Raw genomic sequence first — 23,464 nt, 5'->3', positions numbered from 1 at the left:
ATCCGCAGCACACACGAACAGATCAGGCAGGCCCGAGCGTGCGCCGGGGATAAGTACAAGAGGACAACGTTGACCACTGAACCCAACCCCACCCGCTTCGGCAGCGGCCAGGCAGTGCGCCGCCTGGAGGACGAAAGCCTTCTGTCGGGCGCCGGCCGCTACACGGACGACGTCACGCTGCCCGATCAGGCGCACCTCGTTTTCCTTCGATCCTCCTATCCGCATGCGCGCATCCTCGCCATCGACACCAGCGCCGCCGCCGCCATGCCCGGCGTGCTGCGCGTGATCACCGGTGCTGAAATGGCCGAGGCCGGCGTCAAGCCGCTGCCGGGCGCCGCCGGCTTCAAGCGTGCCGACGGCAGCGACAGCGCCAGCCCGCCGCGCCGTGCCATCGCCCACGAGCGCACCCGCTTCGTCGGCGAAGTGGTTGCGGCAGTGGTGGCCGACACCGTGCAGCAGGCGCGCGACGCGGCCGAAGCCATCATGGTCGACTACGAAGACCTGCCCATGGTGGTCGACCTCGCCAGCGCCACCGCCGAGGGCGCGCCGCTGCTGTGCGAGGAAGCCACGGGAAACATCTGCGCCGAGATGCGTCATGGCAGCAGCGAGGCAGCTACCGCCGCCTTCGCCAAGGCCAGCCACGTGGTCGCGCTCGACGTGAACAACCAGCGTGTTGTCGCCCTCACGATCGAGCCGCGCTCGGTGCTCGCGGCGCGCGACACCGAAACCGGCCGCCTCACGATCCGCATGAGCACCCAGATGCCCTCCGGCGTGCGCGATTCCATCTGCGCCGCCATCGGCCTGCCGAAGGAGAAGGTGCGCGTGGTGGTGGGCGACGTCGGCGGCGGCTTCGGCATGAAGACCGGCGCCTACCCCGAGGACATCGCCGTCGCCTTCGCGGCGCTGCAGGTGAACCGGCCGGTGAAGTGGGTTGCCGACCGCAGCGAAGAATTCCTCTCGAGCGCGCACGGCCGCGACATCGAGGCGCGCGCCGAGATGGCGCTCGACGCCGACGGCAAGATCCTCGCGCTGCGCATCAAGACGCTGGCCAACGTCGGCGCCTACGCCACCGGCACCGGCGTCGCGATCCAGTTGCTCATCGGCCCCTGGGTTCAGACCAGCGTCTACGACATCCAGACCATCGACTTCCATTTCAAGGCGGTGCTCACCAATACCGCTCCCACCGGCGCCTACCGTGGCGCGGGCCGCCCCGAGGCCATCTTCACCATCGAGCGGCTCATGGACGAGGCCGCGCGCCAGACCGGCATCGACCGCGTCGCGCTGCGCCGCCGCAACTTCATCCGCCCCGAGCAGATGCCGTACAAGAACCCGATGGCGCAGACCTACGACACCGGCAACTTCGAGTCGGTGATGGACCAGGCGCTCACGCTCGCTGACTGGCAGGGCTTCGAGAGCCGCGCCGCCGAGTCGGCGGGCCGGGGCAAGCACCGCGGCCTGGGCATCGCCACCTTCCTCGAATGGACCGGCGGCAACGTGTTCGAGGAGCGCGTCACCGTCTCGGTGCAGGCCGATGGCGTGATCGAGGTTTTCTCGGCCGTCAACGCCATGGGGCAGGGCATCGCCACCTCGCTCGCCCAACTGGCGGTGGATGCCTTCGGCGTGCCCATCGAGAAGGTGCGCGTGGTGCTCGGCGACACCGACCGCGGCGACGGCTTCGGCAGCGCCGGCTCGCGTTCGCTCTTCACCGGCGGCTCGGCCGTTCGCATCGGCGCCGAGCGCACCATCGACAAGGCGCGCGAACTGGCCGCGCAGGAATTCGAAGCCTCCATCGACGACATTGTCTACAGCCGCGGCGTCTTCAACGTGGCCGGCACCGACCTCGAACTCGACCTCTTCACGCTCGCGGCGAAACAGCCGGGGCGCGAGATCTTCGTCGACTCCACCAGCACCGTGGCGGGCCCGACCTGGCCCAACGGCTGCCACATCTGCGAGATCGAGATCGATCCGCCGACCGGCGAGATCAGCGTGGTGGCCTACAGCTCGGTCAACGACGTCGGCCGCGTCATCAATCCGATGATCGTGCGAGGGCAACTCGAAGGCGGCGCGGTGCAGGGCATCGGCCAGGCGCTGTATGAGCAGGTGGTGTACGACCACGAGACCGGCCAGCCCGTCACCGGCAGCCTGATGGACTACGCGGCCCCGCGCGCCGACATCGTCGACACCATGTTCAACATGGAGATGGACGAGTCGACGCCGTGCAAGAACAACCCGCTGGGCGTGAAGGGCGTGGGCGAACTCGGCACCATCGGCGCCACGCCGGCGATCGTTAATGCGGTGGCTGACGCCTTCGCGCGCAACGGCCTCGCCACGCGCGCGCCGCGCCTGCACATGCCGCTGAGCCCTGCACGTGTCTGGCAGGCGATGCAAACGGTCGATTGAGCAATCGTTTTCGTGGGGCAGAAGGGCACCGGCCATGCTTGTCACCACCGAGGTCCAGACCGATGCGATCCGCATCGCCAGCTATCGCTGTGACGCGGGCCCCGACGCGCAGCCCTTCACCGAGCTGCACGAAGGCTATTCGGTCTCGTACGTGCGCAAGGGCAGTTTCGGCTACCGCACGCGCGGCAACGCCTATGAACTGGTCGCCGGCTCCGTGCTGGTCGGCTGCCCGGGTGACGAGTACGTCTGCACGCACGACCACCATGTCTGCGGCGACGAGTGCCTGGCCTTCCATCTCTCGCCGGGCTTCGTCGACCTGATCGGCGGTGACCGCAAGACCTGGCGCACCGGCGGCGTGCCGCCACTGGCCGAGCTGGTGGTCATCGGCGAGCTGGCCCAGGCTGCGGCCGACGGGCGGAGCGACGTGGGGCTGGACGAGCTGGGCATGTGGTTCGCGAGCCGCTTCGTGGACGTCGTGTCCGGCCGGGCGAAGCCCACTGCACCTTCGTTGGCGATCTCACGCGACCGCCGCCGCGCGGTCGATGCGGCGATGTGGATCGACGCCAATTCGTGGCACGACATCGGCCTGGACGGCGCCGCGGCCGAAGCCGGCCTGAGTTCCTTCCATTTCCTGCGGCTGTTCTCGCAGGTGCTTGGCGTCACCCCGCACCAGTACCTCGTGCGCTCGCGCCTGCGGCATGCCGCGCGCCTGCTGGCCGACGACGACACCCGGCCTGTGACCGAGGTGGCGCTGGACGTGGGCTTTGCCGATCTCAGCAACTTCGTGCGCACCTTCCATCGGGCAGCGGGCGTGTCGCCGGGCGGCTTCCGCAAGGCGGCGAAAGGCGACCGCAAGATTCTCCAAGATCGCATCGCGGCGCTCTTCGATGATGGACTCCTGATCAACCCATCGAGCAGGAAGCCATCATGTACGACCACATCGGACTGAAAGTCAAAGACCTCGCCGCGAGCCGCCGCTTCTACGAAGCCGCGCTCGCACCGCTCGGGCACGTGCCAGGCCCGCACGACGACAGCTACGCCGGCATCGGGCCCGCCGACGAGCCCGCGCTATGGCTCTACGCCGCCAAGGGCGCGAAGGGCCCGGGCACGCACATTGCCTTTCGCGCGCCGAACCACGAGGCCGTGGCCGCGTTCCACGAGGCCGGCCTGAAAGCCGGCGGCACCGACAACGGCGGCGCGGGCCCGAGGCCGGACTACAGCCCAACCTACTACGCAGCCTTCCTGATCGACCCCGACGGCAACAACGTCGAGGCGGTCTGCCCCTGAAGCGAGGTTCATCGCCATGGCCACGGTCTACAAGGAATTCATCGTCGAGGCCGATGCGGCGCAGGTCTGGGACGCGCTGCGCGACTTCAAAGCAGTGCACACGCGACTGGCGCCCGGCTTTCTCACGGCCTGCACGATCGACGCGGAAGGCGCGCGCATCCTGACCTTCGCCAACGGCCTTGTCGCGCGCGAGGCGTTGGTGGGCATCGACGAAGCCCATCGCCGGCTGGCCTACACCGTCACCGGCGGGCAGGCCAGGCATCACCATGCGACGGCGCAGGTGTTCGCCGAGGGCGAAGGCCGCTCGCGCTTCGTCTGGATCACCGACGTGCTGCCCGATGCCATGGCGGCCTACATCGCGCCGATGATGGAGCAGGGCGGGGCGGCCATGAAGGCCGCGCTGGAAGGCCGGCCGGCTCCCGCGCTGGTTGGTGCCGCCTAGAAGTCTTCGAGCGGCAGCCCGACGTAGTTTTCCGCCAGCGCGGTGGAGGCGGCGGTCGAGTGCACCAGGTAGTCGAGCTCGGCTTCCTGGATCTTCTGACCGAAGGCACCCGTTTCCGGAAAGCGGTGCATCAGCGAGGTGAACCACCACGAGAAGCGCTCGGCCTTCCAGACTCGGCGCAGGCACAGGTCGGAGTAGCGCTCGAGTGCCGAGGCCGACTTCTCTCCGTAGAAGATTTCGAAGGCGCGCGAGAGATACCCCACGTCGGCCGTGGCGAGGTTCAGCCCCTTGGCGCCCGTCGGCGGCACGATGTGGGCCGCGTCGCCCGCCAGGAACAGGGAGCCGAAGCGCATCGGCTCGGCGACGAAGCTGCGCAGCGGCGCGATGCTCTTTTCCAGCGAAGGGCCGGTCACCAGCCGCTCGCGCGCCTCGGGGTCGAGGCGCTCGCGAAGCTCGTTCCAGAAGGCCTCGTCGCTCCAGTTCTCCACGCGCTCCTCGGTGGGCACCTGCACGTAGTAGCGGCTGCGCGTGGCGCTGCGCATGCTGCACAGCGCGAAACCGCGCCCGGTGTTGGCGTAGATGAGTTCGTGCGACACCGGCGGCACGTCGGCCAGCACGCCGAGCCAGCCGAAGGGGTAGATCTTCTCGTAGGTCTGGATCGCGTCGGCCGGCACGCTGGCGCGGCTCACGCCGTGGTAGCCGTCGCAGCCGGCGATGAAGTCGCATTCGATCTCGTGCGTCTGGCCGTCCTTCTCGTAGCGCACGCGCGGCTTGCCGGACTGGAAGTCGTGCAGGCTCACGTTCGCCGCGCTGTAGATGGTGGCGAGCCCTTCGGCCGCGCGCGCTTCCATCAGGTCGCGCGTCACTTCGGTCTGGCCGTACACCGTCACCTGCTTGCCGCCCGTGAGGCCGTGCATGTCGATGCGGTGGCGCGCGCCCTTGAAGAGCAGTTCGATGCCTTCGTGCGGCAGCCCCTCGGCCTTGGCGCGGGTGTCGACGCCGGCACGCGCCAGCAGGTCCATCGTGACCTGTTCCAGCACGCCGGCGCGGATGCGGCCCAGCACGTAGTCGCCGCTCTGGCGTTCGACGATGACGTTGTCGATGCCGGCCTTGTACAGAAGCTGCCCGAGCAGCAGGCCGGCTGGGCCGGCTCCGATGATGGCGACCTGGGTGCGCATGTTCGTGTCTCCGAGAGGGTTTCACGGAGCGTAGGGCGCACGGGGCTTTCCGTGGCGGCCGCCCGTGCGGCTGTGTGCGATCATGCGAATGCGTGCGCGATCATCGCGCAACACTTCCACAGACGACGAACCGCACCGAAGAATGAGCATCGCCAAGGCCGACTTCATCGAGGGCATCGCCAAGGGCATGGCCGTGCTCGAAAGCTTCGACACCGAGCGCCAGCGCCTGAACGCCACGCTGGCCGCCGAGCGCGCCGGCYTCACGCGCGCGGCCGCCCGCCGTCACCTGCTGACGCTGGCCCACCTGGGCTACCTGGAAACCGACGGCAGCTATTTCTGGATGGCTCCGAAGGTGCTGCGCTTCTCGGGCAGCTATCTCGCGTCTTCCCGCCTGCCGCGCGCGCTGCAGCCCACGCTGAACCGGCTCGCGGCGCAGACGGGCGAGTCGTTCTCGGCCGTGGTGCTCGATGGGGAAGAGGTGGTCATCGTCGCACGCAGCGGCAGCTATGGCACGCCGACGCGCGTGCTGGCCTACGGCTTGCACCTGGGCGCGCGGCTGCCCGCGCATGCCACCTCCACCGGCCGCGTGCTGCTGGCCGCGATGGCGCCGACGCAGTTCACGCAGTGGCTCAAGGGCCGGCATCTCGCACGGCTCACGCCCCGCACGGTGACGCAGGCGCGCGGCCTTCGTCAGCTGATCGCCCGCGCGCGCAAGGACGACTACTGCTTTGCCAGCGAGGAGCACGAGCTTGGCGTGCAGGCACTGGCGGTGCCGCTGCGCGACATGCAGGGCCGCACGGTGGCCGCGCTCAACGTGGTGCTCTCGGGTTCGCGCTACCAGGAAGACGCGCTGCAGCGCGAGATGCTGCCGCTGCTTTTCGAGGCTGCGCGGGAAGTCCGTTCGCTTCTCTGATCTGAACTTTGGCAGCGGCCCGCGCCTCGAATCCCCGAAACGGACACAACCATGCGACTCCTACTCCTCGAAGACGACGTGATGATCGGCGAAGCGGTGCTCGACCTGCTGCGCGCCGAGCAATACGCAGTGGACTGGGTGAAAGACGGCGAGGCCGCCGAATCGGCCCTGCGCACCCAGCAATACGACCTCGTGATGCTCGACCTCGGCGTGCCCAGGCGCGACGGCCTGGAGGTGCTGCGCAACCTGCGCGCGCGCAAGCAGCGCATGCCGGTGCTGATCGCCACGGCGCGCGACTCGGTGCAGCAGCGCATCGAAGGCCTGGACGCCGGCGCCGACGACTACGTGCTCAAGCCCTACGACCTCGACGAACTGCTGGCGCGCATCCGGGCCCTGCTGCGCCGCGCGGCGGGGCGTGCGGAACCGGTGTACGAGCACATGGGCGTGAGCATCAACCCGGCCACGCGCGAGGTCACGGTGGCCGGCCAGCCTGTGGTGCTGTCGGCCCGTGAGTGGGCCGTGCTGGAGCCGCTGCTGGCCCGGCCCGGCATGGTGCTGTCGCGCGCGCAGCTCGAGGAGAAGCTCTACAGCTGGAAGGACGAGATCAGCAGCAACGCCGTCGAGGTCTACGTGCACGGATTGCGCAAGAAGCTCGGCGCAGAGCTGATTCGCAATGTGCGCGGCGTCGGCTACATGGTGCCGAAACTATGACTCGACCCCAGGCTTCGCGCACTTCTTGTCGCTTCTCCTGCCCCCTGCCGGAGGCGACGTCCACGGCCCGGCAAAGCCGGTTCCGTGCCGTCCCGCGAAGGGGGCTTGCATGAGCAGGGGCATCGGGTCGCTGACCGGCTCCCTGCGCGCGCGGCTGTTGTGGTTCCTGCTCGCAGCCATCGTGCTGGCCGCGGGGGCGCAGGCGCTGGTGGCCTACCGCACGGTGCTCGCGGAGGCGGACGACATCTTCGACTACCACATGCAGCAGATGGCGTTGTCGCTGCGCGCCGGCCTGCCGCCGAGCGCCGCGGTGGGCGGGCTCGGTGCGGCCGAGCAGAACTTCGAATTCGTCGTGCAGGTATGGACGGCCGATGGCGTGCGCATCTTCGAATCGGCCGAGCAGGCCGCGCTGCCCCAGCTCGCGGTGCTGGGTTTCGCCGACGTGAACGCGCGGGGCACCACCTACCGCGTGTTCTCGATGCAGACGCGCGGCCTGGTGATCCAGGTGGCTCAGGACATGGCGGCGCGCCGCCACATGGCCGGCACGCTGGCGCTGCGCACCATCGCGCCGGTGGCGCTCATGGCGCCGCTCTTGATGCTGGTCGTGTGGTGGGTGGTGAGCCGGTCGCTCGCGCCGGTGGCGCGGGTGCGCAGGCAGGTGGCCTTGAGGCAGGCGGACGATCTCTCCCCGGTCAGCGACGAGAACCTGCCGGACGAGGTTCGCCCGCTGGTACAGGAGCTGAACCTGCTCTTCGGCCGCGTGCGCCATGCCTTCGATGCGCAGAAGCACTTTGTCGCCGATGCCGCGCACGAACTGCGTTCGCCGCTGGCCGCGTTGAAGCTGCAGGTGCAAGGCCTGCAGCGCGCGCCCGACGATGCCTCGCGCGAACTGGCCGTGAGCCGGCTGGTGGCGGGCATTGATCGCGCCACGCGGCTGGTCGAGCAGATGCTCGCGCTGGCCCGTCACGAAGCCAGCATGGCGGCAGGCGCGAAGCCTGAGCCGGTGGACCTGTCCGAGGTCGCGCGGCTCGCGGTGTCCGACGCGGTGGCGGCCGCGCAGGCGCGCGGCATCGACATCGGCATCGCGCATGCCGACGAGGCGGCGGTGGTGAACGGCCAGTCGGAAGCCCTGCGCATGCTGCTGCGCAACCTGCTGGAGAACGCGATCAAGTACACGCCGGTCGAGGGCCGGGTCGACATCGGCATCGCACGCAAAGGCAACAGGGCCGAACTCACCGTGGACGACAGTGGCCCGGGCCTGCCACCCGAGGAGCGGGAGCGGGTGCTCGACAGGTTCTACCGCTCGGGGGAATCCCAGGCGCCCGGCAGCGGCCTGGGGCTGGCCATCGTCAAGTCGATCGCTGACCTGCACGGGGCCACGGTGGTGCTGGAGCAGTCACCGGATCTCGGTGGGCTGCGGGTGCGTGTGGTCTTTGCTCCCTCTCCCTCTGGGAGAGGGTGAGAAGCCAAAAGCCGGAAACCGGCGCTCGCCTTCGTTTAAGCGGCGCTTAAGTCAGACCCGCGACATTCCTTTCATCGTTTTGCGTCCATACGCCTTGAAAGGAACCGACAAATGAACTCACGTCTGACTTCTCCCCGTGCCCTGGCCATCGCCCTGGCGAGCGCGGGTTTGATCGGTGCCGTCGGTGCCGGCGCCTACACCAGCGCCCGCGCCGTGGGTGCCCCGACCACCAACGCCGTCGCCACCGCGCCCGCGGCCATGGTCACGCTGCCCGACTTCTCCACCATCACCTCGCGCGACGGCCCGGCCGTGGTCAACATCAGCGTGACCGGCACCATGAAGGCCTCCGACGACGAGGCGGCCGCAGAGATCCAGGGCATCGATCCCGACGATCCGATGTTCCAGTTCTTCCGCCGCTTCCAGGGCCAGATGAATCCGCGCGGCCAGCAACAGCAGCGCGAGGTGCCGGTGCGCGCGCAGGGCTCGGGCTTCATCGTCGATCCCAGCGGCATCATCATCACCAACGCCCACGTGGTGAAGGACGCGAAGGAAGTCACCGTCAAGCTCACCGACCGCCGGGAATACCGCGCGAAGGTGCTGGGCGCCGACGCCAAGACCGACATCGCGGTGCTGAAGATCGACGCGAAGAACCTGCCGGTGCTCGCGCTGGGCAACACCAAGGACCTGAAGGTCGGTGAATGGGTGCTGGCCATCGGCTCGCCCTTCGGCTTCGAGAACACCGTCACGGCCGGCGTGGTGAGCGCCAAGGGCCGCTCGCTGCCCGACGACAGCTACGTGCCCTTCATCCAGACCGACGTGGCGGTGAACCCCGGCAACTCCGGCGGCCCGCTGCTGAACACGCGCGGCGAGGTGGTCGGCATCAATTCGCAGATCTACAGCCGCAGCGGCGGCTACCAGGGGGTGTCGTTCGCGATCCCGATCGACGTGGCGATCCAGGTGAAGGACCAGATCGTCGCCACCGGCAAGGCGCAGCATGCGCGCCTGGGCATCGCGGTGCAGGAAGTGAACCAGGCCTTCGCCGATTCGTTCAAGCTCGACAAGCCCGAAGGCGCGCTGGTCTCGAACATCGAGAAGGGCGGCCCCGGCGACAAGGCCGGCCTGAAGGCGGGCGACGTGATCCGCAAGGTCGACGGCCAGCCCATCGTGTCCTCGGGCGACCTGCCCGCGGTGATCGGCCAGCAGGCTCCTGGCAAGAAGGTCACGCTGGAAGTGTGGCGCCAGGGCGAGCGCCAGGAACTGCAGGCCAAGCTCGGCGATGCGAGCGACAAGCCCGCCAAGGTCGCGAAAGCCGATACCGACGTGGGCAAGGGCAAGCTGGGCCTGGCGCTGCGTCCGCTGCAGCCGCAGGAAAAGCGCGAAGCCTCCGTCGACAACGGCTTGCTGATCGAGGATGCGGCCGGTCCCTCGGCCCAGGCCGGGGTGCAGGCGGGCGACGTGCTGCTGGCCATCAACGGCACGCCCGCGCAGAGCGTGGAGCAGGTGCGCGAGGTGGTGGCGAAGGCCAGCAACAAGTCGGTGGCGCTGCTGATCCAGCGCGGCGAAGACAAGATCTTCGTGCCGGTGCGTATCGGTTGAACTCGCCCCCCAGGCTGCGCGGCACTTCGTGCCGCTTCGCCAACCCCCTACCGGGTGCAGCACCTGAGGCCCGGCAAAGCCGGTTCCTCGGTGTTCCACGAACAATCCGGGACTTCAGAACCGCCGCCTTCATGACGTCATCTGCACAGAGCCTCTCGGCGCACATTCTGCCCACGTCGGCCACCATGATCGGCGTGTGCATGACGGTGATGTCCATTGGGCACCTCGGGCCGCGCGACGACATGCGGCTGCTGATCGACCGCCTGCTCGCGCTCGACGCGCTGGTCTTCCTGGCCAGCGCGTTGCTGTCTTTCATCTCGATGCGCTCGCACAGTTCGGGCGCGAAGCTGGAGGCGTGGGGCGAGATGATCTTCATCGCCGGCCTCGCACTGCTGGCGTTGGGCGCCGTGACGCTGGCCTTTGCCTTGCGCTGACCGACCGGGCAGCGCTTCAGGCCGGGGAGCAGGGCCAGTCGAGCTGCATGCGCGTGCCGCCGGCTTCCGGGTCCATCTTCTCGATCTGCAGCCGTGCGCCGATGGACTGCGCGCGCGCCCGCATGTTGGCGATGCCGTGACCCGTTCTTCCGCCGTTGTCCGGCGCCGAAGGCAGGCCGCGCCCGTTGTCGGTGAGCATGATGCGCACCAGGGCGGGCGATTCATTCCCGTGCCAGCTCGCGTGCATCACGATGCGCGTGGCACCGGCGTGCTTGAGCACGTTGGTGAAAGCCTCGAGCAGGATGCGCTGCAACTGCAGAGCCGCCTGCGCGGCGAAGGGTTCCAGCTGCGGGATCACTTCCACGTCCCACACCAGCTCGATGCCGGCCGCGTCGAGCCGGGGTTGCAGGCGGTAGCGCAGCGTGGCGAGCACGGTGGCCAGGTCGTCGTGCGTGGGCTGCAGCGAGTCGACGGCCATGCGCATCTCGTCGAGCGCGAGCTTCACGTGCTCCTCGATCACGGCGCGGTCGGGCCGGGCCTGCGTCACCACGTTGAGCAGACCCACCAGCTGCGACCCCACGCCATCGTGGATCTCCCGCATGATGCGCTGGCGCTCCAGCAGCACGGCCTGTTCCTGCTGCTGCTGGCGCATGGTGTCGAATGCGCTGCGCAACTGGTCTTCGCGCTCGGCCACGCGGGCCGCGAGATTGGCGTTGAGCGCGCGGTAGTCGGCCACGGTGCGGCTGTAGCGCTCCACCACCAGGCCCGCCAGGATCATCACGAAGAAGAACATCGCGTGCGCCGTCAGCGTGTAGTAGGCGCCGCCGAAGAGGCCCATGCGCACCAGCAGCAGATCGTGCGCGCCGGCCAGGATGGCCAGCGTGCCCGCCGCCATCAGCACGCCCGCGATGCGCCGCCGGTCCACCAGCGCCCCGTACACCACGTAGGGCAGGCAGATGATGCTGATGCATTGCAGGATGACCAGTCCGGCGGTCCACAGCAGTGGCAGTGCGAACGCGAAGGAGGCACAGGCCAGCGTGACCGACAGCGCGAGCGCGGTGTAGATCGAGCGCACCAGCCACGGCGGGTTGCGCTCCAGCACCAGCAGCACGAAGCGCGCGATCAGCCCGATGTGGCAGGCGTAGCAGACCGCCACGATCGCGCCCCACAGCGGCCAGGGAACGGCCACGTCGGGCCAAACTCGGTCGAGGTTGCGCGCCACCCCGGAGAGCGCGGCCAGCGCGAAGCAGCCATAGAGCGCGTCGCGCTGGCGCAGCCACAGCCCGCCCGCGATGCCGCCCATCAGCAGCAGGCTGACGGCGTAGACGATGGCCGAGGTGTTGCGCCAGTTCTGCCGTGCGCGGTAGACCGCCGCCAGCGACGCCTCGGGGCCGTAGTCGATGCTGGCCAGCCCCGCGCCGCGCTGGCGCTGGATGGTGGCGCGCACCACCAGCGACTGCGGCTGGCCTGCCTGGTGCAGCACGGCCGGCACCGGCACCAGCAGGTTGCTCTTGGACGCGTCGTAGTTCGGCACGCCCAGCGTGCCGTAGCTGGCCACCAGTGCGTCGTTGAACGAGATTGCGACCTGGTTGCCCACGCCCGAGAGCAGCAGGGCCGCAGGCTTGCCGGCCGGCACCGCGGAAGCGGGCAGTTCGATGCGGTAGGTGGCCTTGCCGCCGCGGCCGGGGAACTCGTGGTCCCAGCGGAAGGGCAGTTCCACGCGGCGTCGCTGCGCCGGCAGGCCGTCGGGTTCGAGCACCGCTTCGGCCGTGGCCACGTCGAAGGCGTCGGGCGTTTCGGCCGCGTCGGCGCGAGTGCCCGCCAGGGCCGCTGCGAGCCACAGGCACAGGGCGGCGAGCAGCAGGCGGCCGAAGCCGCCAGCGGTCACGCTAGGGAAGCCAGCCGAGGTTGCGGGCCTCGAACACAGCTTCCGACTTGTTGTGCACATCCAGCTTGCCGTAGATATTGCGTATATGGGTTTGGACGGTCGAGGCCGAGACTCCCATCTGCACCCCGACTTCGACATAGGTGAAACCACGAGAGACCAGATCGAGCACCTCGAACTCGCGCGGCGACAGGCGCTCGGGCGCGACCGTCGGGGTGCCGGCCGCCTTGGCCGCGGCCTGTTCCCTGGGCGCGCCGCCCGAGTGCGCCTGCCAGCGGCGCAGCAGCTTGCGCGCGATGACCGGCGACATCGGCGAGCCGCCGGCGCGCAGGTGGCGGATGTGGGTGGCGAGATCGGCCTCGGTGCCATCCTTCAGCAGGTAGCCGCTGGCGCCGGCCTCGAAGGCCTGGACCATGTTGGCCTCGTCGCCGAAGATCGAAAGCACCATCACCGCGCAGGCCGGCTGCATGTTGCGGCACTGGCTGATCACCTGCAGCCCGGGCCGGTCGGGCAGGCCGAGGTCCACCAGCAGCACGTCGACCGGGTTGTCGACCAGCCAGTGCAGGATGTCGCTGGCGTTGGTGGCGCTGTAGGCCAGGCTCAGGGAGGGGTCAGCATCGACCACGCGCGAGATGCGCTCGCGCATGCCGGTGTCGTCTTCGACGAGGGCGACCTGTGTTTCCGCCATCATGCGTGGACCGGGCCTGTGGAGAAGCTGCATGCGCTCATGCATGACGTTGTGATGAGGCGCATGGGGAGAAAGGCCTGGGTTTCTGATGACGCAAAGGGTAGGGGGCTGCCCGCTTGCTGCCCATCCTATATACGGGGGAGGCGGCCCACCGCTTTCGGTGGCTTATGGGATGCGGCCTTGTCGAGCCGCCCGGCCACGAGCGCGATGTGCTCGACCAGTTCCTGCGGCGATTCGACCTCGAAATCGTGCGGCAGGCAGCCCAGCCAGACGGCCAGCGCGTCGAGCGAGTTGGCGGCGGTGGCGATGCGCGTGGCCCTGTCTCCGATGGCCTGCGGCGTGCCGCCGACCCAGCCGAGGTAGGGCTCCAGCGCCTTGACGGGCGCGTGCACCACGACCTGCGCATGGTGCAGGTAGGGCGACACCTTCAGCGCATGCTCCATGTAGGCCGCCACATCACCGTGGGGCAGCCGGTGCGGCGTGAAGCGCTCGCCGGTGGGCGCGGGCTCGACGATGCGGTCGAGGCGGAAGGTGCGCCAGTCCTCGCGCGCCACGTCCCAGGCCAGCAGGTACCAGCGCCGTCCTGTCTGCACCACGCGATGCGGCTGCGCGATGCGCTCGGTAAGTGCGTCGTGGTGGTCGCGGTAGCCGAAGCGCAGTTCGAGCCGGTCGGTGCAGGCTTCGGCGAGGAAGGTCACGGCCTTCAGGCGCACCGGCGACTTGTCGTGCATCACCGGCACCACCGACGAACGGACGCTGTCGAGCCGGCGGCGCAGGCGCGGCGGCATCAGCTGCTCGAGCTTGGCCAGCGCGCGCATCGAGGCGTTCTCGATGTCGCCCGAGGCGCCTACGGGGTTGCCCAGGCCGAGCGCGACGGCGATGGCCTCTTCGTCTTCCAGCAGCAGCGGCGGCATCGCGGTGCCCGCGCCCAGCCGGTAGCCGCCGGCCACGCCGGAGGTGGAATCGACCGTGTAGCCAAGGCTGCGCAGGCGATCGACGTCGCGGCGCAATGTGCGCTCGGTGATCTCGAGCCGGGCGGCGAGGTCGGCGCCTGTCCAGGAGCGTTGCGCCTGGAACAGGGAAAGAAGCCGGATCAGGCGTGCGGTGGCAGACAGCATGCGTGCATCATGCACGCGATCGCGGACAGGATCTGTCCGCAATGGGCCGTAGCCTCGGGTCTTCCCTCAACCACCTCCGCACAGCGGAACACAGGACGAAGACCCATGAAGAAGACGTACAACGGCAGCTGCCATTGCGGCAAGGTCCGCTTCCAGGCCCTGATCGATCTTGCCGAGGGCACGGGCAAGTGCAATTGCTCGATCTGCACCAAGACCCGAGCATGGGGCGCGATCGTGAAGCCGGATGCCTTCACGCTGCTGTCGGGGGAGGAGGCGCTGTCGCTGTACCAGTTCAACTCGCACAGCACCGAATGGCTTTTCTGCAGCGGCTGCGGTGTGCGCTCGTTCGGGCGCGGCAACGTGCCCGAGATCGGTGGCGCCTACGTGAGCGTCGCGGTGAACTGCCTGGACGACGTGACGCTGGAGGAACTGTCGACGGCGCCCGTCCGGTACATGGACGGGCGCAACAACAACTGGTTCGAGGTACCGGCCGAGACGCGCTACCTCTGAGCGAGGCGGGTCGGCCGTCGAGGGCTGCCTTCTTACCTGCGGCGGCGGGCCGGAGCCTTCTCCGACGGCACGTAGGTCTGCGACGGTGCCGCGCCGCCATCCACGCCCAGGCGACCGCCGCCGCCAAGGCCTTGGCCGCGAACCGTCTGCGCCTTGTAGTTGCGCAGCGAGCGGACCATCTGGTTGAAGGCGTCCATGAAGGCCGCCGCGATCACCTTGCCCTGCGGCGTGCGGGTGTAGCCGCCAATGCCACCGGCGGCGGAGAGGCCGCCCAGGCCGGCGAAGCCCGCGAAGTCGGTCTTCGACGCGCTGCCTTCCGAGGCGGCGACCTGCACGCCCGAACGGTTGTCGATCAACGTCAGGAGTGCGCTGGCTTCCTTGGTCTGCAGGCTCGCGCCGAGGCTGGCGATGGCGCGGCCACGGCCGCCGCCCACCAGGCCTCCGAGCGCGCCGCCCAGGCCGCCGGCATCGCTGTTGCTGAACACGATCTCGGGCGACAGGCCGTAGTCGGAGGCCACCATCTGGCCGCGGCCGAAGTTGCTGCCGCCGCGCATCTCGCCCGACTGCATCAGCGCGCGCTCGCGCGTCATCGCGTTCATGCCGGCGGCGCTGCGCTCGACCACCACGAAGCAGTTCGACTGCTGCACCAGCAGGCGCAGCAGGTTGGCGGTGGGAGGCAGCTTGTATTCGCCTGTGAGGATGGTGTACCAGCCTGCGTTCACGTTCTCGATCAGCGAGACGGTGCCCAGAGGCGAGTCGCAGCGCTCGAGCTGGCTGCTTTCGCCGGCGGTGGCACTGCCGGCCGCGCTGCCGGTGGCCACGGTCTTGGCCGACTGGCTGCCCATTTGCATGTCCATGGTCTGGCAGCCCGAAAGGGCCAGCAGGCCGGCGAGTGCGCTTGCGAGAGAGAGTTTGGAAAAAGCCATGTCCGGATCAGTCAAGTGAAAAAGAATGCGGCGCCCGCTGCGGACGTCACTTGTCGAGATCGAAGATGGAGTTGCCCCGGCCTGTATGACCTCCCGATTCGACGCGCCGCCGGCGACCGCGCGACGATACGACCCGGGAATCCGGCGCGCCAGTGCCGAAAGTCATGGCAGTCGACACGAGCTCCGTGAGCGCGACGCATCGACCGCGTCAAGGACCGCGCCAATGCGGTGATCAGGCACCGATGAGCCGAGGCATCGACGTCAGCGTGTGTAGTCGCCGCTGGCCTCCGGCTGGAAGAGCACTGCAACCACACGTGCCGAGCGCTCGACGCCGTTGGGCATCCGCCAGCAGGCGAGTGTTCCTGCCTTCACGCCCAGCAGGCCGACGCCGACGGGCGACAGCACCGAGACGAAACCCGCGCCCGGCTGCGAGTCGCCGGGGTAGCAGAGGGTGATCTGCTGGCGCTGGCCCGTGGCCAGGTCTTCGATCTCGACCCGGGAATTCATCGTCACGAGGTCCGGCGGGACTTCGCGCGAGGGCAGCACGTCCGCCGCGTCGAGCAGTTCGGCGAGCGCGGGAGGAAGCTGGTGGTCCGCCAGTTTGCCGAGGCGGACGAAGTCGAGTTCGGTGAGCGTGCGCTCCCCGTGAATGGTGGCAAGCATGAGGCACTCCAATTGAGTGCGGCGCCGTCAGGAACGATGGGAATGAACGGCGACGCGACCGCGCGGCGGGCGCCCGGCGGTCAATGGTTCGCGCATCAGTAGGAAGGGTAGCGGACCGCCGGGCTCAGGAAAGTGCGCAGGTGCGTCGGTAGGCGGCCATGGTCGCCACGACACCGGCACGCGCTGCTTCGAGCGCAGCGTGTTTGCGGGAGTGGAACGAACGGGCCATGCGCGCGAGTGTAGGGATGCACCACGGGCCCATCAAGCAATGGCCCCGCGTGTCCTGCCGGTAAGCGCGGCGCGGACTGCGCCGCACAATCGACGGATGCGGACCTTTTTTCTCTATGTCGCGACGGCGCTCGCGGAAATCGTCGGCTGCTATCTGCCGTACCTCTGGCTCAAGCAGGACCGCTCCGCATGGCTGCTGGTGCCCGCGGCGATCGGCCTGGCCCTGTTCGCTTGGCTGCTCACGCTGCACGGGACGGCGGCGGGGCGTGTCTATGCAGCGTATGGCGGGGTGTACATCGGCGTGGCGATCGCGTGGCTCTGGGCGGTGGATGGCATCAGGCCGACGACATGGGACATGGCCGGCGTGGCGGTGTGTCTCGCAGGCATGGGGCTCATCGCCTTCCAGCCGCGGTAGCGCGCTTCATACCGCAATCGCGCGGCGGATCGGGATCAGCAGATCGGTGCGCAGCTCCGGCTGCGCGACCTGCCGGGGCGAGTTCAGGTAGTGCTCCAGGGTGGGCCGGTCGTCGGGCTCGTATCCGCTGGAGGGCAGCCACCGGATGTAGAGCGCGCGCACGGCGGCATTGATCTGCGAGTACGGGCCTGCGAGGCGATGCGCCGCGTAGCAGCCGCCGGGAATGTCGAGCATCTCCACGTCGGCGATGTCCGGCCAGGGATCGGGGGAGTCCACCGCTGCGTAATAGCTGTAGCCTGCGCCGCTCTCGGGGTCGCCGAACGAGGCGCCCCAGCGCTGCGAGATGCGCGCGGAGCCTGCATGCTGGCGCAGCCGCCGATGCGTATGGGGAATCGTGGAGAACGGCCCCTGGTGCCGCAGTGCGCGAAGCCGTCGCGTCGGGTGCTCGACGATGCGCACGGCCGGCGCGGCGATGCTTTCACCAGGCTGCGGCAACGCATCGACGTCGAGGATCGCCCGCACCATCTTCTGCTGGAAGGCGCGCGGCGACTGTCCGGTGAACTGGCCGAAGGCGCGGGTGAAGGCCTGCGGGCTCTCGTAGCCCACGGCCAGCGCGACCTGGGTGATGCTCTGGTCGCCGGCTTCCAGCAGCCGGGTAGCAAGCGCCAGTCGTACGCGGCGGACCGTGGCCGCCACCGTTTCCCCGGCCACGCTTGCGTAGACGCGGTGGAAGTGGAAGGGCGAGAAGTGCGCGAGCCGCGCGAGATCTTCGAGCCGGTGCTCCGCCATCGGATCGGCAACGATGGCCGCGACGGCGCGCGCCACGCGGGCGCGGTAGTCCTGCTCGATGCGGCGGCTGCTTTCCATGCGCGCGAGTGTGCGCCTTTCGTGCGAGTGCCACTTAGCCGACTTTGCGCAGATCGCGGCGCAGCAGACCGGCCAAAAGAAAAAGCCCGCTGTCCGGAAAGACAGCGGGCTCTTCAGAGGCCTTGCGGCTTGATGGTGGCTCCTCGACCTGGGCTCGAACCAGGGACCTACGGATTAACAGTCCGGCGCTCTACCGACTGAGCTATCGAGGAACAAGCCTTAAATTATATGCAATGGATTTGCCGATCCTGGCCGCGCGGCTGCATTTTTTGCATCGATGCGACGATTGGCTGCAACAAACACCGTGCAACACCACAAATGAAATGCCCCGCTACCTTGTGAGTAGCGGGGCATCCAGAGGCCTTGCGGCTTTGTAGTGGCTCCTCGACCTGGGCTCGAACCAGGGACCTACGGATTAACAGTCCGGCGCTCTACCGACTGAGCTATCGAGGAACAAGCCTTAGATTATAGCGTTATTTTTTGCGGCTTCCCGACAACGCTCTCAAAGCGCGACGCTCAGCCCAAGACGCAGCGTGCGCGGCGCGCCGGGGAACAGGTAGACATGGCCGAACTGGTAGGGCGATTCCTTCCAGTAGCGGCGGTCGAACAGGTTGTCGACCGACAGCGTCCAGCTCGCGTTCGCGCCGCGCAACTTCGTGTCGTAGCGCAGCACGGCGTCCACGCGCGTCCACGAGGGCAGGGTGATCGAGCCATCGGGCAGCACGTTGCGGCGGCCTTCGTACGACAGCTGTCCCGCCACCTCGAGTCCCGGCACCGACGCGAAGCGATACGCCGTCTGCGCGCGCAGCACCTGCTTGGGCACATTGGTCGGCGACTGCCCGTTGAGCGCCGGATTGGCCGTGCTCCCGCGCCGCTTGGCATCGATCAGCGTCACGCCACCGCCGATGCGCCATGGTCCCTGGTTCCACTGTGCCCCAGCTTCGAGGCCGCGATGCACCGCCTTGCCGTCGTTGCGCACCTCGCACAAGCCGCTGCACAGGTCCATGTTGGTCAGCGGCCGCGAGATGTCGAACCATGCAAGCTGCCAGTTGAAGGCGTCGCTGCCGCCCTTGATACCCAGCTCCCACTGCCGCGAGCGCAGCGCGGGCAGTGCCTGCCCCGCGTTGCTGTACTGCGAGACCCTGTTCGGCACAACCTGTGATTCGACACCGCGTCCCCAGCTCGCATAAGCCAGCAGCCCCGGCTGGATGGCGTAGCTCGCCGCGATCCACGGCGTGGTCACGTCCTGCTTGTAGCCGGTCGGGTTCGAGCCGTCGTTGCCGATGCTGCTGCGGTCGAGCCGCGTGTGGCGCGCGCCGAGCCAGGTGGTGAAGCGGTCGTTCCAGCGGATCGCGTCCTGCACCGAGAACTCGGTCGATCGCTCGTCGCGATTGGTCTGCGGCGTGGTGGCATCCGGAGCCGGCGGCACGATGGCCGTGCCCCAGATGTTGCCGGTGCCCGCGTAGTTGTAGGCCTGGTTGTCGAAACGGTTGCGCACGCGGCTTTGCAGCAGCCCGAAGCCGAGTTCGTGCCGAACGCTGCCCGTCATCACGTTGCCCTTGAGATTCAGGCTGCCGGCCGTCAACGTGCGGCGCTCGTTGTCGCTGCGGAAATCGTAGACATCGAAGGTGCCGTCGGAGCAGTAGCGGTCGTAGTTGCCCTCGGCGCCGCAGCCGAAGGCGTAAGCCAGGCGGTCGTCGCTCTTCAGCCGCTGCTGGCCGATCTGCGCGCTCCAGCGCCAGTCGGCGTTCAGCGCCTGGCTGAAGCGCAGCGTGCCCGTCAGCGCCTTGAACACCGAGGGCTGCGACCACGGCTGGTTGTTGAGGTTGATGCGCGGATCGACCGGTGGCGGCAGCACGCTGCCCAGCAGGCTGTAGCCGTTCTGGCTGGGCTGCGTCTTGCGGCTTTGCTCGATCTCGAACTCCAGCACCGAGTCGCGCGTGATGCGCCAGTCGGCAGCAAGCGAGAACAGGTTGCGGTTGCCGTCGAGGTTGTGCGTCAGCGGCTTGAGGTTTTCGCTCGCAACGTTGATGCGGTAGCCGAACTGCCGGTTCTCGCCGAAGCGCCCGCCGAGGTCGACGGCACCGAGCATGCTGCCGCGGCTCGTGGTCTCGATGCGCACCGTGCGCAGGTCCTGCTCGGTGGGCCGCTTCACCACGTAGTTGACCAGCCCGCCCGGCGCGCTGGTGCCGGCCTGTATGCCGCTGGTGCCGCGCAGGATCTCGACGCGTTCCTTGTTGTCGAGCGGAATCGATGTCTCGGCGCTGATCGGCAGGCCCTCGCGCCGGTAGTTGAAGCGGTTGTCGAGCACGAAGCCGCGCACCGTGAGGTAGTCCCAGTAGCCCGCGGAGTTATAGGCGTCGGTCACCGAGGCGTCGAACCGCGTCAGATCGGCGAGCCGGCGCGCGCCGCTGGCCTGCAGTTGCTTGCTGTCGATCACCGTGGCCGAGATCGGCAGCTCGCGCAGCGGCACGTCGCCGAAGCCGCTCACGTCGGCCTGTGGCGCGGCCGTGCCCTCGCTGACTGTGATCTCGGGCAGCGCGGACTGCTGCTGCGCATGCGATGAGCATGCCGCGGTGAAGAGAGCCACGGCCAGCGCACGCAAAACAGGCGAGAGCCGATGTCGGCGGGAGAAAGTGGAAGGGAGCTCGGTCTTTTTCATTCTGTTCATTTGCCGGTGGCGGCATCGACGGCCGCGATCCATTGCGCGGCCGTGGCCTCCGGGTCGTCGGCCGCGACAAGCGCCCGCACCACGGCGACGGAGCCCACGCCGGTCGCCAGTACTTGTGGCAGCCGCACCGCGTCGATGCCGCCGATGCCGACCTGCGGATAGCCGCGCAGCAGCCGCGCATAGGCGCCCAGCCGCGCCACGCCCTGCGGCGCGGTCGCCATCTTCTTGAGCGTGGTGGGGTACACGGCACCCATGGCGATGTAGCTCGGGCTCACCTTGTCGGCGCGCACCATCTCCGCATAGCCGTGCGTGCTGACGCCAAGACGCAGGCCGGAGGCGCGAAGTTGCGTCAGTTCGTCTGGCGAGAGCGCGTCGAGATCCTCCTGGCCGAGGTGGATGCCGTAGGCACCGGCCGCGATGGCGACCCGCCAGTGGTCATTGATGAAGAGCAGCGCGCCGGTACCTCGCACCTCCTCGACGGCCGCTTGAACTTCGCGCTCGATGGCCGCGCTGTCGTCCGACTTGAATCGCAGCTGCACCGTCGGCACACCCGCGCGCGCCATGCGACCGACCCACTGCGCATCGGGCAGCACGGCATAGAGGCCGAGCCGTTCTGGGCAGGGCGGAAATGCGTCGTCGCGCGCGGTGGGCGGAAAGGGGCGCATGCCGAAGTCCTCCGGCGCGTCGGGCCACAACGCAGCATCGAAGCTGCTTAGGCGCTGTGTCTGCGCGGTCCATGCGAGGGCCAGGCATTCGGCGTCGATCTCGATGAAACCGAGCGCGGAACACGCCCGCTTGGCGCCGCGGTAGACGGGATCGTCCGAGGAAAAGCTCGGCGCGCTCACCGGCGCCGACGTGATGGCTCCGAAGCGCAACCCGTGCGCCGCGACGATGGCCTGAGCGACAGCGCCCGAATCGAGTGCGCTGCTCATGATTCGTGATGCCAGAAAGGCGTGCCCAGCACCGGAGTGCTCGGCTGCGCGGCGTCCTGCGCGGCCATGGCGCCGGCTCGATGCGCATCGCGCCCGGCCTGCACCGCGTCGGCAAAGGCGCCGGCCATCGCGACCGGGTCCTGCGCCAGCGCGACAGCGGTGTTCAGCAGCACGCCGTCGTATCCCCATTCCATGACCTGGCAGGCATGCGATGGCAGGCCCAGGCCCGCATCCACCAGCATCGGCACCTTGAGCCGGTCGCGCAGCACCTGCAGCGCATACGGGTTGACGGGCCCGCGGCCGGTGCCGATGGGCGCGGCCCATGGCATCACCGCCTGGCAGCCGACGTCGACCAGCCGCTGGCACAGCACCAGGTCCTCGGTGCAGTAGGGCAGCACCTTGAAGCCCTCTCGTATCAGCTGCGAAGCCGCTTCGACGAGGTTCAGCGTGTCGGGCTGCAGCGTGTAGTCGTCGCCGATCAGCTCCAGCTTGATCCACGGCGTGTCGAACAGCTCGCGCGCCATCTGCGCGGTGGCGACCACCTCCTGAATGCTGTGGCAGCCGGCGGTGTTGGGCAGCACCGGCACCGCGAGCTTGCGCAGCAGTTCCCAGAAGCCGTTGCCGAGCTCGCTGTTGCCCGAGCCCTGGTTGGCCGTCTGCCGGCGCAGCGAGGCGGTCAGCATCGCCGGCTTCGCGCGCTTCACGGCGGCTTCGAGCAGATCAGGTGAGGGATAGCGCGCGGTGCCCAGCAGCAGGCGGCTCTGGAAGGTCTCGCCGTAGAGCACCAAGGGGTCGTTCGTGGTCGTCATTTCTGTTGTCTCCATCTATCAGCCGCCCGTCACGGGGCGGATCACTTCGACTCGGTCATCGGGCTGCAGCGCACGCGACGCGTAGGCCGAGCGCGGCACGAATTCGCGGTTCACGGCTACCGCGAAGGGAGGCGTGGCCTCCAGCGCCGTCAGCGCGTCGGTCAACGTCGCCTGGTCGGGCAGGGTGAAGGGCTTGTCGTTGATCAGGATGTTCATCGTCATGTGTCGTGGGCCTCCATGCCGAAGCCTTTCGCGAGGGACGAGCGGCCCTGCGTCAGCATCTCCATCGCCGCGTCGAGCATCGCGGGCGCGATCATGAAGCCGTGGCGGTACAGGCCGTTGATCTGCAGCACGCGCGGCTGCGGCAGGCGCAGGGCGGGGAGGTTGTCGGGCAGCGTGGGGCGGCACTGCGTCGCGATCTCGACGATGCGCGCCTCGGCGAAGCCGCTGTGCACGGCATAGGCGGCGCTCAGCAGTTCCAGCGTGGAGCGCACGCTGGCGGGCGACATGTCGTCCGACTCGATCTCCGTCGCGCCGATCACGAACAGGTTGCCCGGCTTGGGCGCGATGTAGAGCGGATAGCGCGGGTGCACGAGCCGCGTCGGGCGCTGCAGGCTCACCTCGGGCGCATGCACGCGGATCACCTCGCCGCGCACGCCGCGCAGGGCGTTCCACTGCGGGCGGGCACCAAGGCCGCGGCAGTCGATCACCCAGTCGGGCTGGCCGGCCGCGCCTGGCGAGAAGTCCGAAGGCGCATGTGGCGATTGCCAGTGCAGCGCTACGCGAGAGCTGCTCTCGAGCGTGGCGAGCAGCGAGGCCAGCAACGCGCGATTGTCGAGCTGGCCTTCGCCCGGAAGGAACAGGCCCTGCGCGAAGTGCTGGCCCAGCGAAGGTTCCAGCGTGGCGATCGCGCGGGCGTCGACGGACTGCATCGGCGCCAGCTCGGGCACCTGCGCGCCGGTGTTCGCGAGCACACGCGCGAGCCGCGTGGCCTCGGCGGCATCCTGCCGGTGCCAGAGCACCAGCGTGCCTTCGCGCTGGAAGAACACGGGCTGTGCCAGCGGCGCGAGAAGCTCCGGCCAGCGCGACAGCGCGTGCTGCCCCATGCGCACGACAGACACCGGCGCCACCGCCGATTCGGCCAGCGGCGCCAGCATGGCGGCGGCCACGCGCGCGGCAGCGCCTTCGGCCTCGGCGCTGCCAGCCTCGAACACATCGACCTTGCATCCGGCCTGCGCGAGCGTTACCGCCATCAGCCGGCCCATGAGGCCCGCGCCGAGGATGGCTACCGAGTCGAAAGGAAGGCTCATGCCAGGGCTCCTTCGCGTC

At 68.8% G+C, this 23,464-nt stretch carries 23 protein-coding genes and 2 tRNA genes; 11 read left to right on the top strand and 14 right to left on the bottom strand.

Annotated features, from left to right (window positions below):
• Positions 1-69 precede the first annotated feature (69 nt).
• From QMO14_RS07435 to QMO14_RS07420, 4 genes are read left to right on the top strand one after another with little or no spacing between them, the layout of a single operon-like run.
• The gene (locus QMO14_RS07435) at positions 70-2,400 is read left to right on the top strand and encodes a xanthine dehydrogenase family protein molybdopterin-binding subunit (protein ID WP_301505732.1); all 2,331 of its coding nucleotides are present in this window, start codon (positions 70-72) and stop codon (positions 2,398-2,400) included.
• Positions 2,401-2,434: 34 nt separating this feature from the next.
• Positions 2,435-3,349 (top strand): helix-turn-helix domain-containing protein, encoded by a 915-nt coding sequence (locus QMO14_RS07430; protein WP_301505731.1) that lies wholly within the window; start codon positions 2,435-2,437, stop codon positions 3,347-3,349.
• Complete coding sequence (locus QMO14_RS07425; protein WP_301505730.1) at positions 3,328-3,687, top strand: VOC family protein; 360 nt, start codon at positions 3,328-3,330, stop codon at positions 3,685-3,687. The genes QMO14_RS07430 and QMO14_RS07425 overlap by 22 nt, the downstream gene beginning before the upstream one ends.
• 16 nt (positions 3,688-3,703) lie before the next feature.
• Positions 3,704-4,129 carry an SRPBCC family protein gene (locus QMO14_RS07420; protein ID WP_301505729.1) on the top strand — a complete coding sequence of 142 codons (426 nt, stop codon included), beginning with the start codon at positions 3,704-3,706 and terminating at the stop codon, positions 4,127-4,129.
• Here the strand turns inward: QMO14_RS07420 and pobA are convergent.
• Positions 4,126-5,307 carry a 4-hydroxybenzoate 3-monooxygenase gene (pobA, locus tag QMO14_RS07415; RefSeq protein WP_301505728.1) on the bottom strand — a complete coding sequence of 394 codons (1,182 nt, stop codon included), beginning with the start codon at positions 5,305-5,307 and terminating at the stop codon, positions 4,126-4,128. The two genes, QMO14_RS07420 and pobA, sit on opposite strands and share 4 nt — an antisense overlap.
• A gap of 142 nt (positions 5,308-5,449) precedes the next feature.
• On the opposite strand from pobA, the gene QMO14_RS07410 reads away from it, so the two are divergent.
• From QMO14_RS07410 to QMO14_RS07390, 5 genes are all read left to right on the top strand, one after another.
• Positions 5,450-6,220 (top strand): IclR family transcriptional regulator C-terminal domain-containing protein, encoded by a 771-nt coding sequence (locus tag QMO14_RS07410; RefSeq protein ID WP_301505727.1) that lies wholly within the window; start codon positions 5,450-5,452, stop codon positions 6,218-6,220.
• 51 nt (positions 6,221-6,271) lie between these two features.
• Complete coding sequence (locus tag QMO14_RS07405; protein WP_056518096.1) at positions 6,272-6,931, top strand: response regulator; 660 nt, start codon at positions 6,272-6,274, stop codon at positions 6,929-6,931.
• 109 nt (positions 6,932-7,040) lie between these two features.
• Positions 7,041-8,393 (top strand): ATP-binding protein, encoded by a 1,353-nt coding sequence (locus QMO14_RS07400; protein ID WP_301505726.1) that lies wholly within the window; start codon positions 7,041-7,043, stop codon positions 8,391-8,393.
• A 111-nt stretch (positions 8,394-8,504) separates the two neighbouring features.
• Positions 8,505-9,989: a DegQ family serine endoprotease gene (locus QMO14_RS07395; protein WP_301505725.1), complete on the top strand. Its 1,485-nt coding sequence runs from the start codon at positions 8,505-8,507 to the stop codon at positions 9,987-9,989.
• A 131-nt stretch (positions 9,990-10,120) separates the two neighbouring features.
• On the top strand, positions 10,121-10,423 hold the full coding sequence (locus tag QMO14_RS07390; protein WP_301505724.1) for a hypothetical protein: 303 nt from the start codon (positions 10,121-10,123) through the stop codon (positions 10,421-10,423).
• 16 nt (positions 10,424-10,439) lie between these two features.
• On the opposite strand, the gene QMO14_RS07385 is transcribed toward QMO14_RS07390, so the two are convergent.
• From QMO14_RS07385 to QMO14_RS07375, 3 genes are all read right to left on the bottom strand, one after another.
• Positions 10,440-12,311, bottom strand: a complete 1,872-nt coding sequence (locus tag QMO14_RS07385) for an ATP-binding protein (RefSeq protein ID WP_301505723.1) — start codon at positions 12,309-12,311, stop codon at positions 10,440-10,442.
• A 1-nt stretch (position 12,312) separates the two neighbouring features.
• Positions 12,313-12,999 carry a response regulator transcription factor gene (locus QMO14_RS07380; protein ID WP_301505722.1) on the bottom strand — a complete coding sequence of 229 codons (687 nt, stop codon included), beginning with the start codon at positions 12,997-12,999 and terminating at the stop codon, positions 12,313-12,315.
• A 125-nt stretch (positions 13,000-13,124) separates the two neighbouring features.
• Positions 13,125-14,114 (bottom strand): YafY family protein, encoded by a 990-nt coding sequence (locus QMO14_RS07375; RefSeq protein ID WP_301505721.1) that lies wholly within the window; start codon positions 14,112-14,114, stop codon positions 13,125-13,127.
• Between the two features lie 105 nt (positions 14,115-14,219).
• On the opposite strand from QMO14_RS07375, the gene QMO14_RS07370 reads away from it, so the two are divergent.
• Positions 14,220-14,624, top strand: coding sequence for a GFA family protein (locus QMO14_RS07370; RefSeq protein WP_301505720.1), 405 nt, complete (start codon positions 14,220-14,222; stop codon positions 14,622-14,624).
• Positions 14,625-14,656: 32 nt separating this feature from the next.
• Here the strand turns inward: QMO14_RS07370 and QMO14_RS07365 are convergent, their stop codons facing one another.
• Positions 14,657-15,550, bottom strand: a complete 894-nt coding sequence (locus QMO14_RS07365; protein ID WP_301505719.1) for a CsgG/HfaB family protein — start codon at positions 15,548-15,550, stop codon at positions 14,657-14,659.
• 261 nt (positions 15,551-15,811) lie between these two features.
• Positions 15,812-16,213, bottom strand: coding sequence for a GreA/GreB family elongation factor (locus QMO14_RS07360; RefSeq protein ID WP_301505718.1), 402 nt, complete (start codon positions 16,211-16,213; stop codon positions 15,812-15,814).
• A gap of 325 nt (positions 16,214-16,538) precedes the next feature.
• Between QMO14_RS07360 and QMO14_RS07355 the strand changes: the two genes are divergently transcribed.
• Positions 16,539-16,856 carry a YnfA family protein gene (locus QMO14_RS07355; RefSeq protein ID WP_301505717.1) on the top strand — a complete coding sequence of 106 codons (318 nt, stop codon included), beginning with the start codon at positions 16,539-16,541 and terminating at the stop codon, positions 16,854-16,856.
• 6 nt (positions 16,857-16,862) lie between these two features.
• Here the strand turns inward: QMO14_RS07355 and QMO14_RS07350 are convergent, their stop codons facing one another.
• The 8 genes from QMO14_RS07350 to QMO14_RS07315 form a co-directional block, all read right to left on the bottom strand.
• The gene (locus QMO14_RS07350) at positions 16,863-17,723 is read right to left on the bottom strand and encodes a GyrI-like domain-containing protein (RefSeq protein ID WP_301505716.1); all 861 of its coding nucleotides are present in this window, start codon (positions 17,721-17,723) and stop codon (positions 16,863-16,865) included.
• Between the two features lie 136 nt (positions 17,724-17,859).
• Positions 17,860-17,935, bottom strand: a tRNA-Asn gene (locus QMO14_RS07345).
• 165 nt (positions 17,936-18,100) lie between these two features.
• Positions 18,101-18,176, bottom strand: a tRNA-Asn gene (locus QMO14_RS07340).
• A 49-nt stretch (positions 18,177-18,225) separates the two neighbouring features.
• On the bottom strand, positions 18,226-20,385 hold the full coding sequence (locus tag QMO14_RS07335; protein ID WP_301505715.1) for a TonB-dependent siderophore receptor: 2,160 nt from the start codon (positions 20,383-20,385) through the stop codon (positions 18,226-18,228).
• Between the two features lie 5 nt (positions 20,386-20,390).
• On the bottom strand, positions 20,391-21,326 hold the full coding sequence (locus QMO14_RS07330) for a thiamine phosphate synthase (RefSeq protein WP_301505714.1): 936 nt from the start codon (positions 21,324-21,326) through the stop codon (positions 20,391-20,393).
• Complete coding sequence (locus tag QMO14_RS07325; RefSeq protein ID WP_301505713.1) at positions 21,323-22,135, bottom strand: thiazole synthase; 813 nt, start codon at positions 22,133-22,135, stop codon at positions 21,323-21,325. The genes QMO14_RS07330 and QMO14_RS07325 overlap by 4 nt, the downstream gene beginning before the upstream one ends.
• 18 nt (positions 22,136-22,153) lie before the next feature.
• A complete protein-coding gene (thiS, locus tag QMO14_RS07320) occupies positions 22,154-22,357 on the bottom strand; it encodes a sulfur carrier protein ThiS (RefSeq protein WP_301505712.1) in 204 nt (67 codons plus the stop codon).
• Positions 22,354-23,445 carry an FAD-dependent oxidoreductase gene (locus QMO14_RS07315; RefSeq protein WP_301505711.1) on the bottom strand — a complete coding sequence of 364 codons (1,092 nt, stop codon included), beginning with the start codon at positions 23,443-23,445 and terminating at the stop codon, positions 22,354-22,356. Before QMO14_RS07315 ends, thiS begins: the two co-directional genes overlap by 4 nt.
• Positions 23,446-23,464: the final 19 nt, after the last annotated feature.

The sequence above is a fragment of the Variovorax sp. CAN15 genome, from assembly GCF_030462475.1.
In the GTDB taxonomy this organism is placed as follows: domain Bacteria; phylum Pseudomonadota; class Gammaproteobacteria; order Burkholderiales; family Burkholderiaceae_C; genus Variovorax.
Note: the sequence above shows the minus strand (reverse complement) of the source record. Positions and strands in the feature narration are given on the sequence as shown.

Coding starts and splice junctions, on each gene's coding strand:
- QMO14_RS07420 (WP_301505729.1), top strand. CDS start 3,704: ATGGCCACGGTCTACAAGGAATTCATCGTCGAGGCCGATGCGGCGCAG.
- QMO14_RS07430 (WP_301505731.1), top strand. CDS start 2,435: ATGCTTGTCACCACCGAGGTCCAGACCGATGCGATCCGCATCGCCAGC.
- QMO14_RS07335 (WP_301505715.1), bottom strand. CDS start 20,385: ATGAAAAAGACCGAGCTCCCTTCCACTTTCTCCCGCCGACATCGGCTC.
- QMO14_RS07405 (WP_056518096.1), top strand. CDS start 6,272: ATGCGACTCCTACTCCTCGAAGACGACGTGATGATCGGCGAAGCGGTG.
- QMO14_RS07360 (WP_301505718.1), bottom strand. CDS start 16,213: ATGCTTGCCACCATTCACGGGGAGCGCACGCTCACCGAACTCGACTTC.
- QMO14_RS07375 (WP_301505721.1), bottom strand. CDS start 14,114: ATGCTGTCTGCCACCGCACGCCTGATCCGGCTTCTTTCCCTGTTCCAG.
- thiS (WP_301505712.1), bottom strand. CDS start 22,357: ATGACGATGAACATCCTGATCAACGACAAGCCCTTCACCCTGCCCGAC.
- QMO14_RS07425 (WP_301505730.1), top strand. CDS start 3,328: ATGTACGACCACATCGGACTGAAAGTCAAAGACCTCGCCGCGAGCCGC.
- QMO14_RS07355 (WP_301505717.1), top strand. CDS start 16,539: ATGCGGACCTTTTTTCTCTATGTCGCGACGGCGCTCGCGGAAATCGTC.
- pobA (WP_301505728.1), bottom strand. CDS start 5,307: ATGCGCACCCAGGTCGCCATCATCGGAGCCGGCCCAGCCGGCCTGCTG.
- QMO14_RS07390 (WP_301505724.1), top strand. CDS start 10,121: ATGACGTCATCTGCACAGAGCCTCTCGGCGCACATTCTGCCCACGTCG.
- QMO14_RS07380 (WP_301505722.1), bottom strand. CDS start 12,999: ATGATGGCGGAAACACAGGTCGCCCTCGTCGAAGACGACACCGGCATG.
- QMO14_RS07315 (WP_301505711.1), bottom strand. CDS start 23,445: ATGAGCCTTCCTTTCGACTCGGTAGCCATCCTCGGCGCGGGCCTCATG.
- QMO14_RS07330 (WP_301505714.1), bottom strand. CDS start 21,326: ATGAGCAGCGCACTCGATTCGGGCGCTGTCGCTCAGGCCATCGTCGCG.
- QMO14_RS07325 (WP_301505713.1), bottom strand. CDS start 22,135: ATGACGACCACGAACGACCCCTTGGTGCTCTACGGCGAGACCTTCCAG.
- QMO14_RS07365 (WP_301505719.1), bottom strand. CDS start 15,550: ATGGCTTTTTCCAAACTCTCTCTCGCAAGCGCACTCGCCGGCCTGCTG.
- QMO14_RS07370 (WP_301505720.1), top strand. CDS start 14,220: ATGAAGAAGACGTACAACGGCAGCTGCCATTGCGGCAAGGTCCGCTTC.
- QMO14_RS07395 (WP_301505725.1), top strand. CDS start 8,505: ATGAACTCACGTCTGACTTCTCCCCGTGCCCTGGCCATCGCCCTGGCG.
- QMO14_RS07400 (WP_301505726.1), top strand. CDS start 7,041: ATGAGCAGGGGCATCGGGTCGCTGACCGGCTCCCTGCGCGCGCGGCTG.
- QMO14_RS07350 (WP_301505716.1), bottom strand. CDS start 17,723: ATGGAAAGCAGCCGCCGCATCGAGCAGGACTACCGCGCCCGCGTGGCG.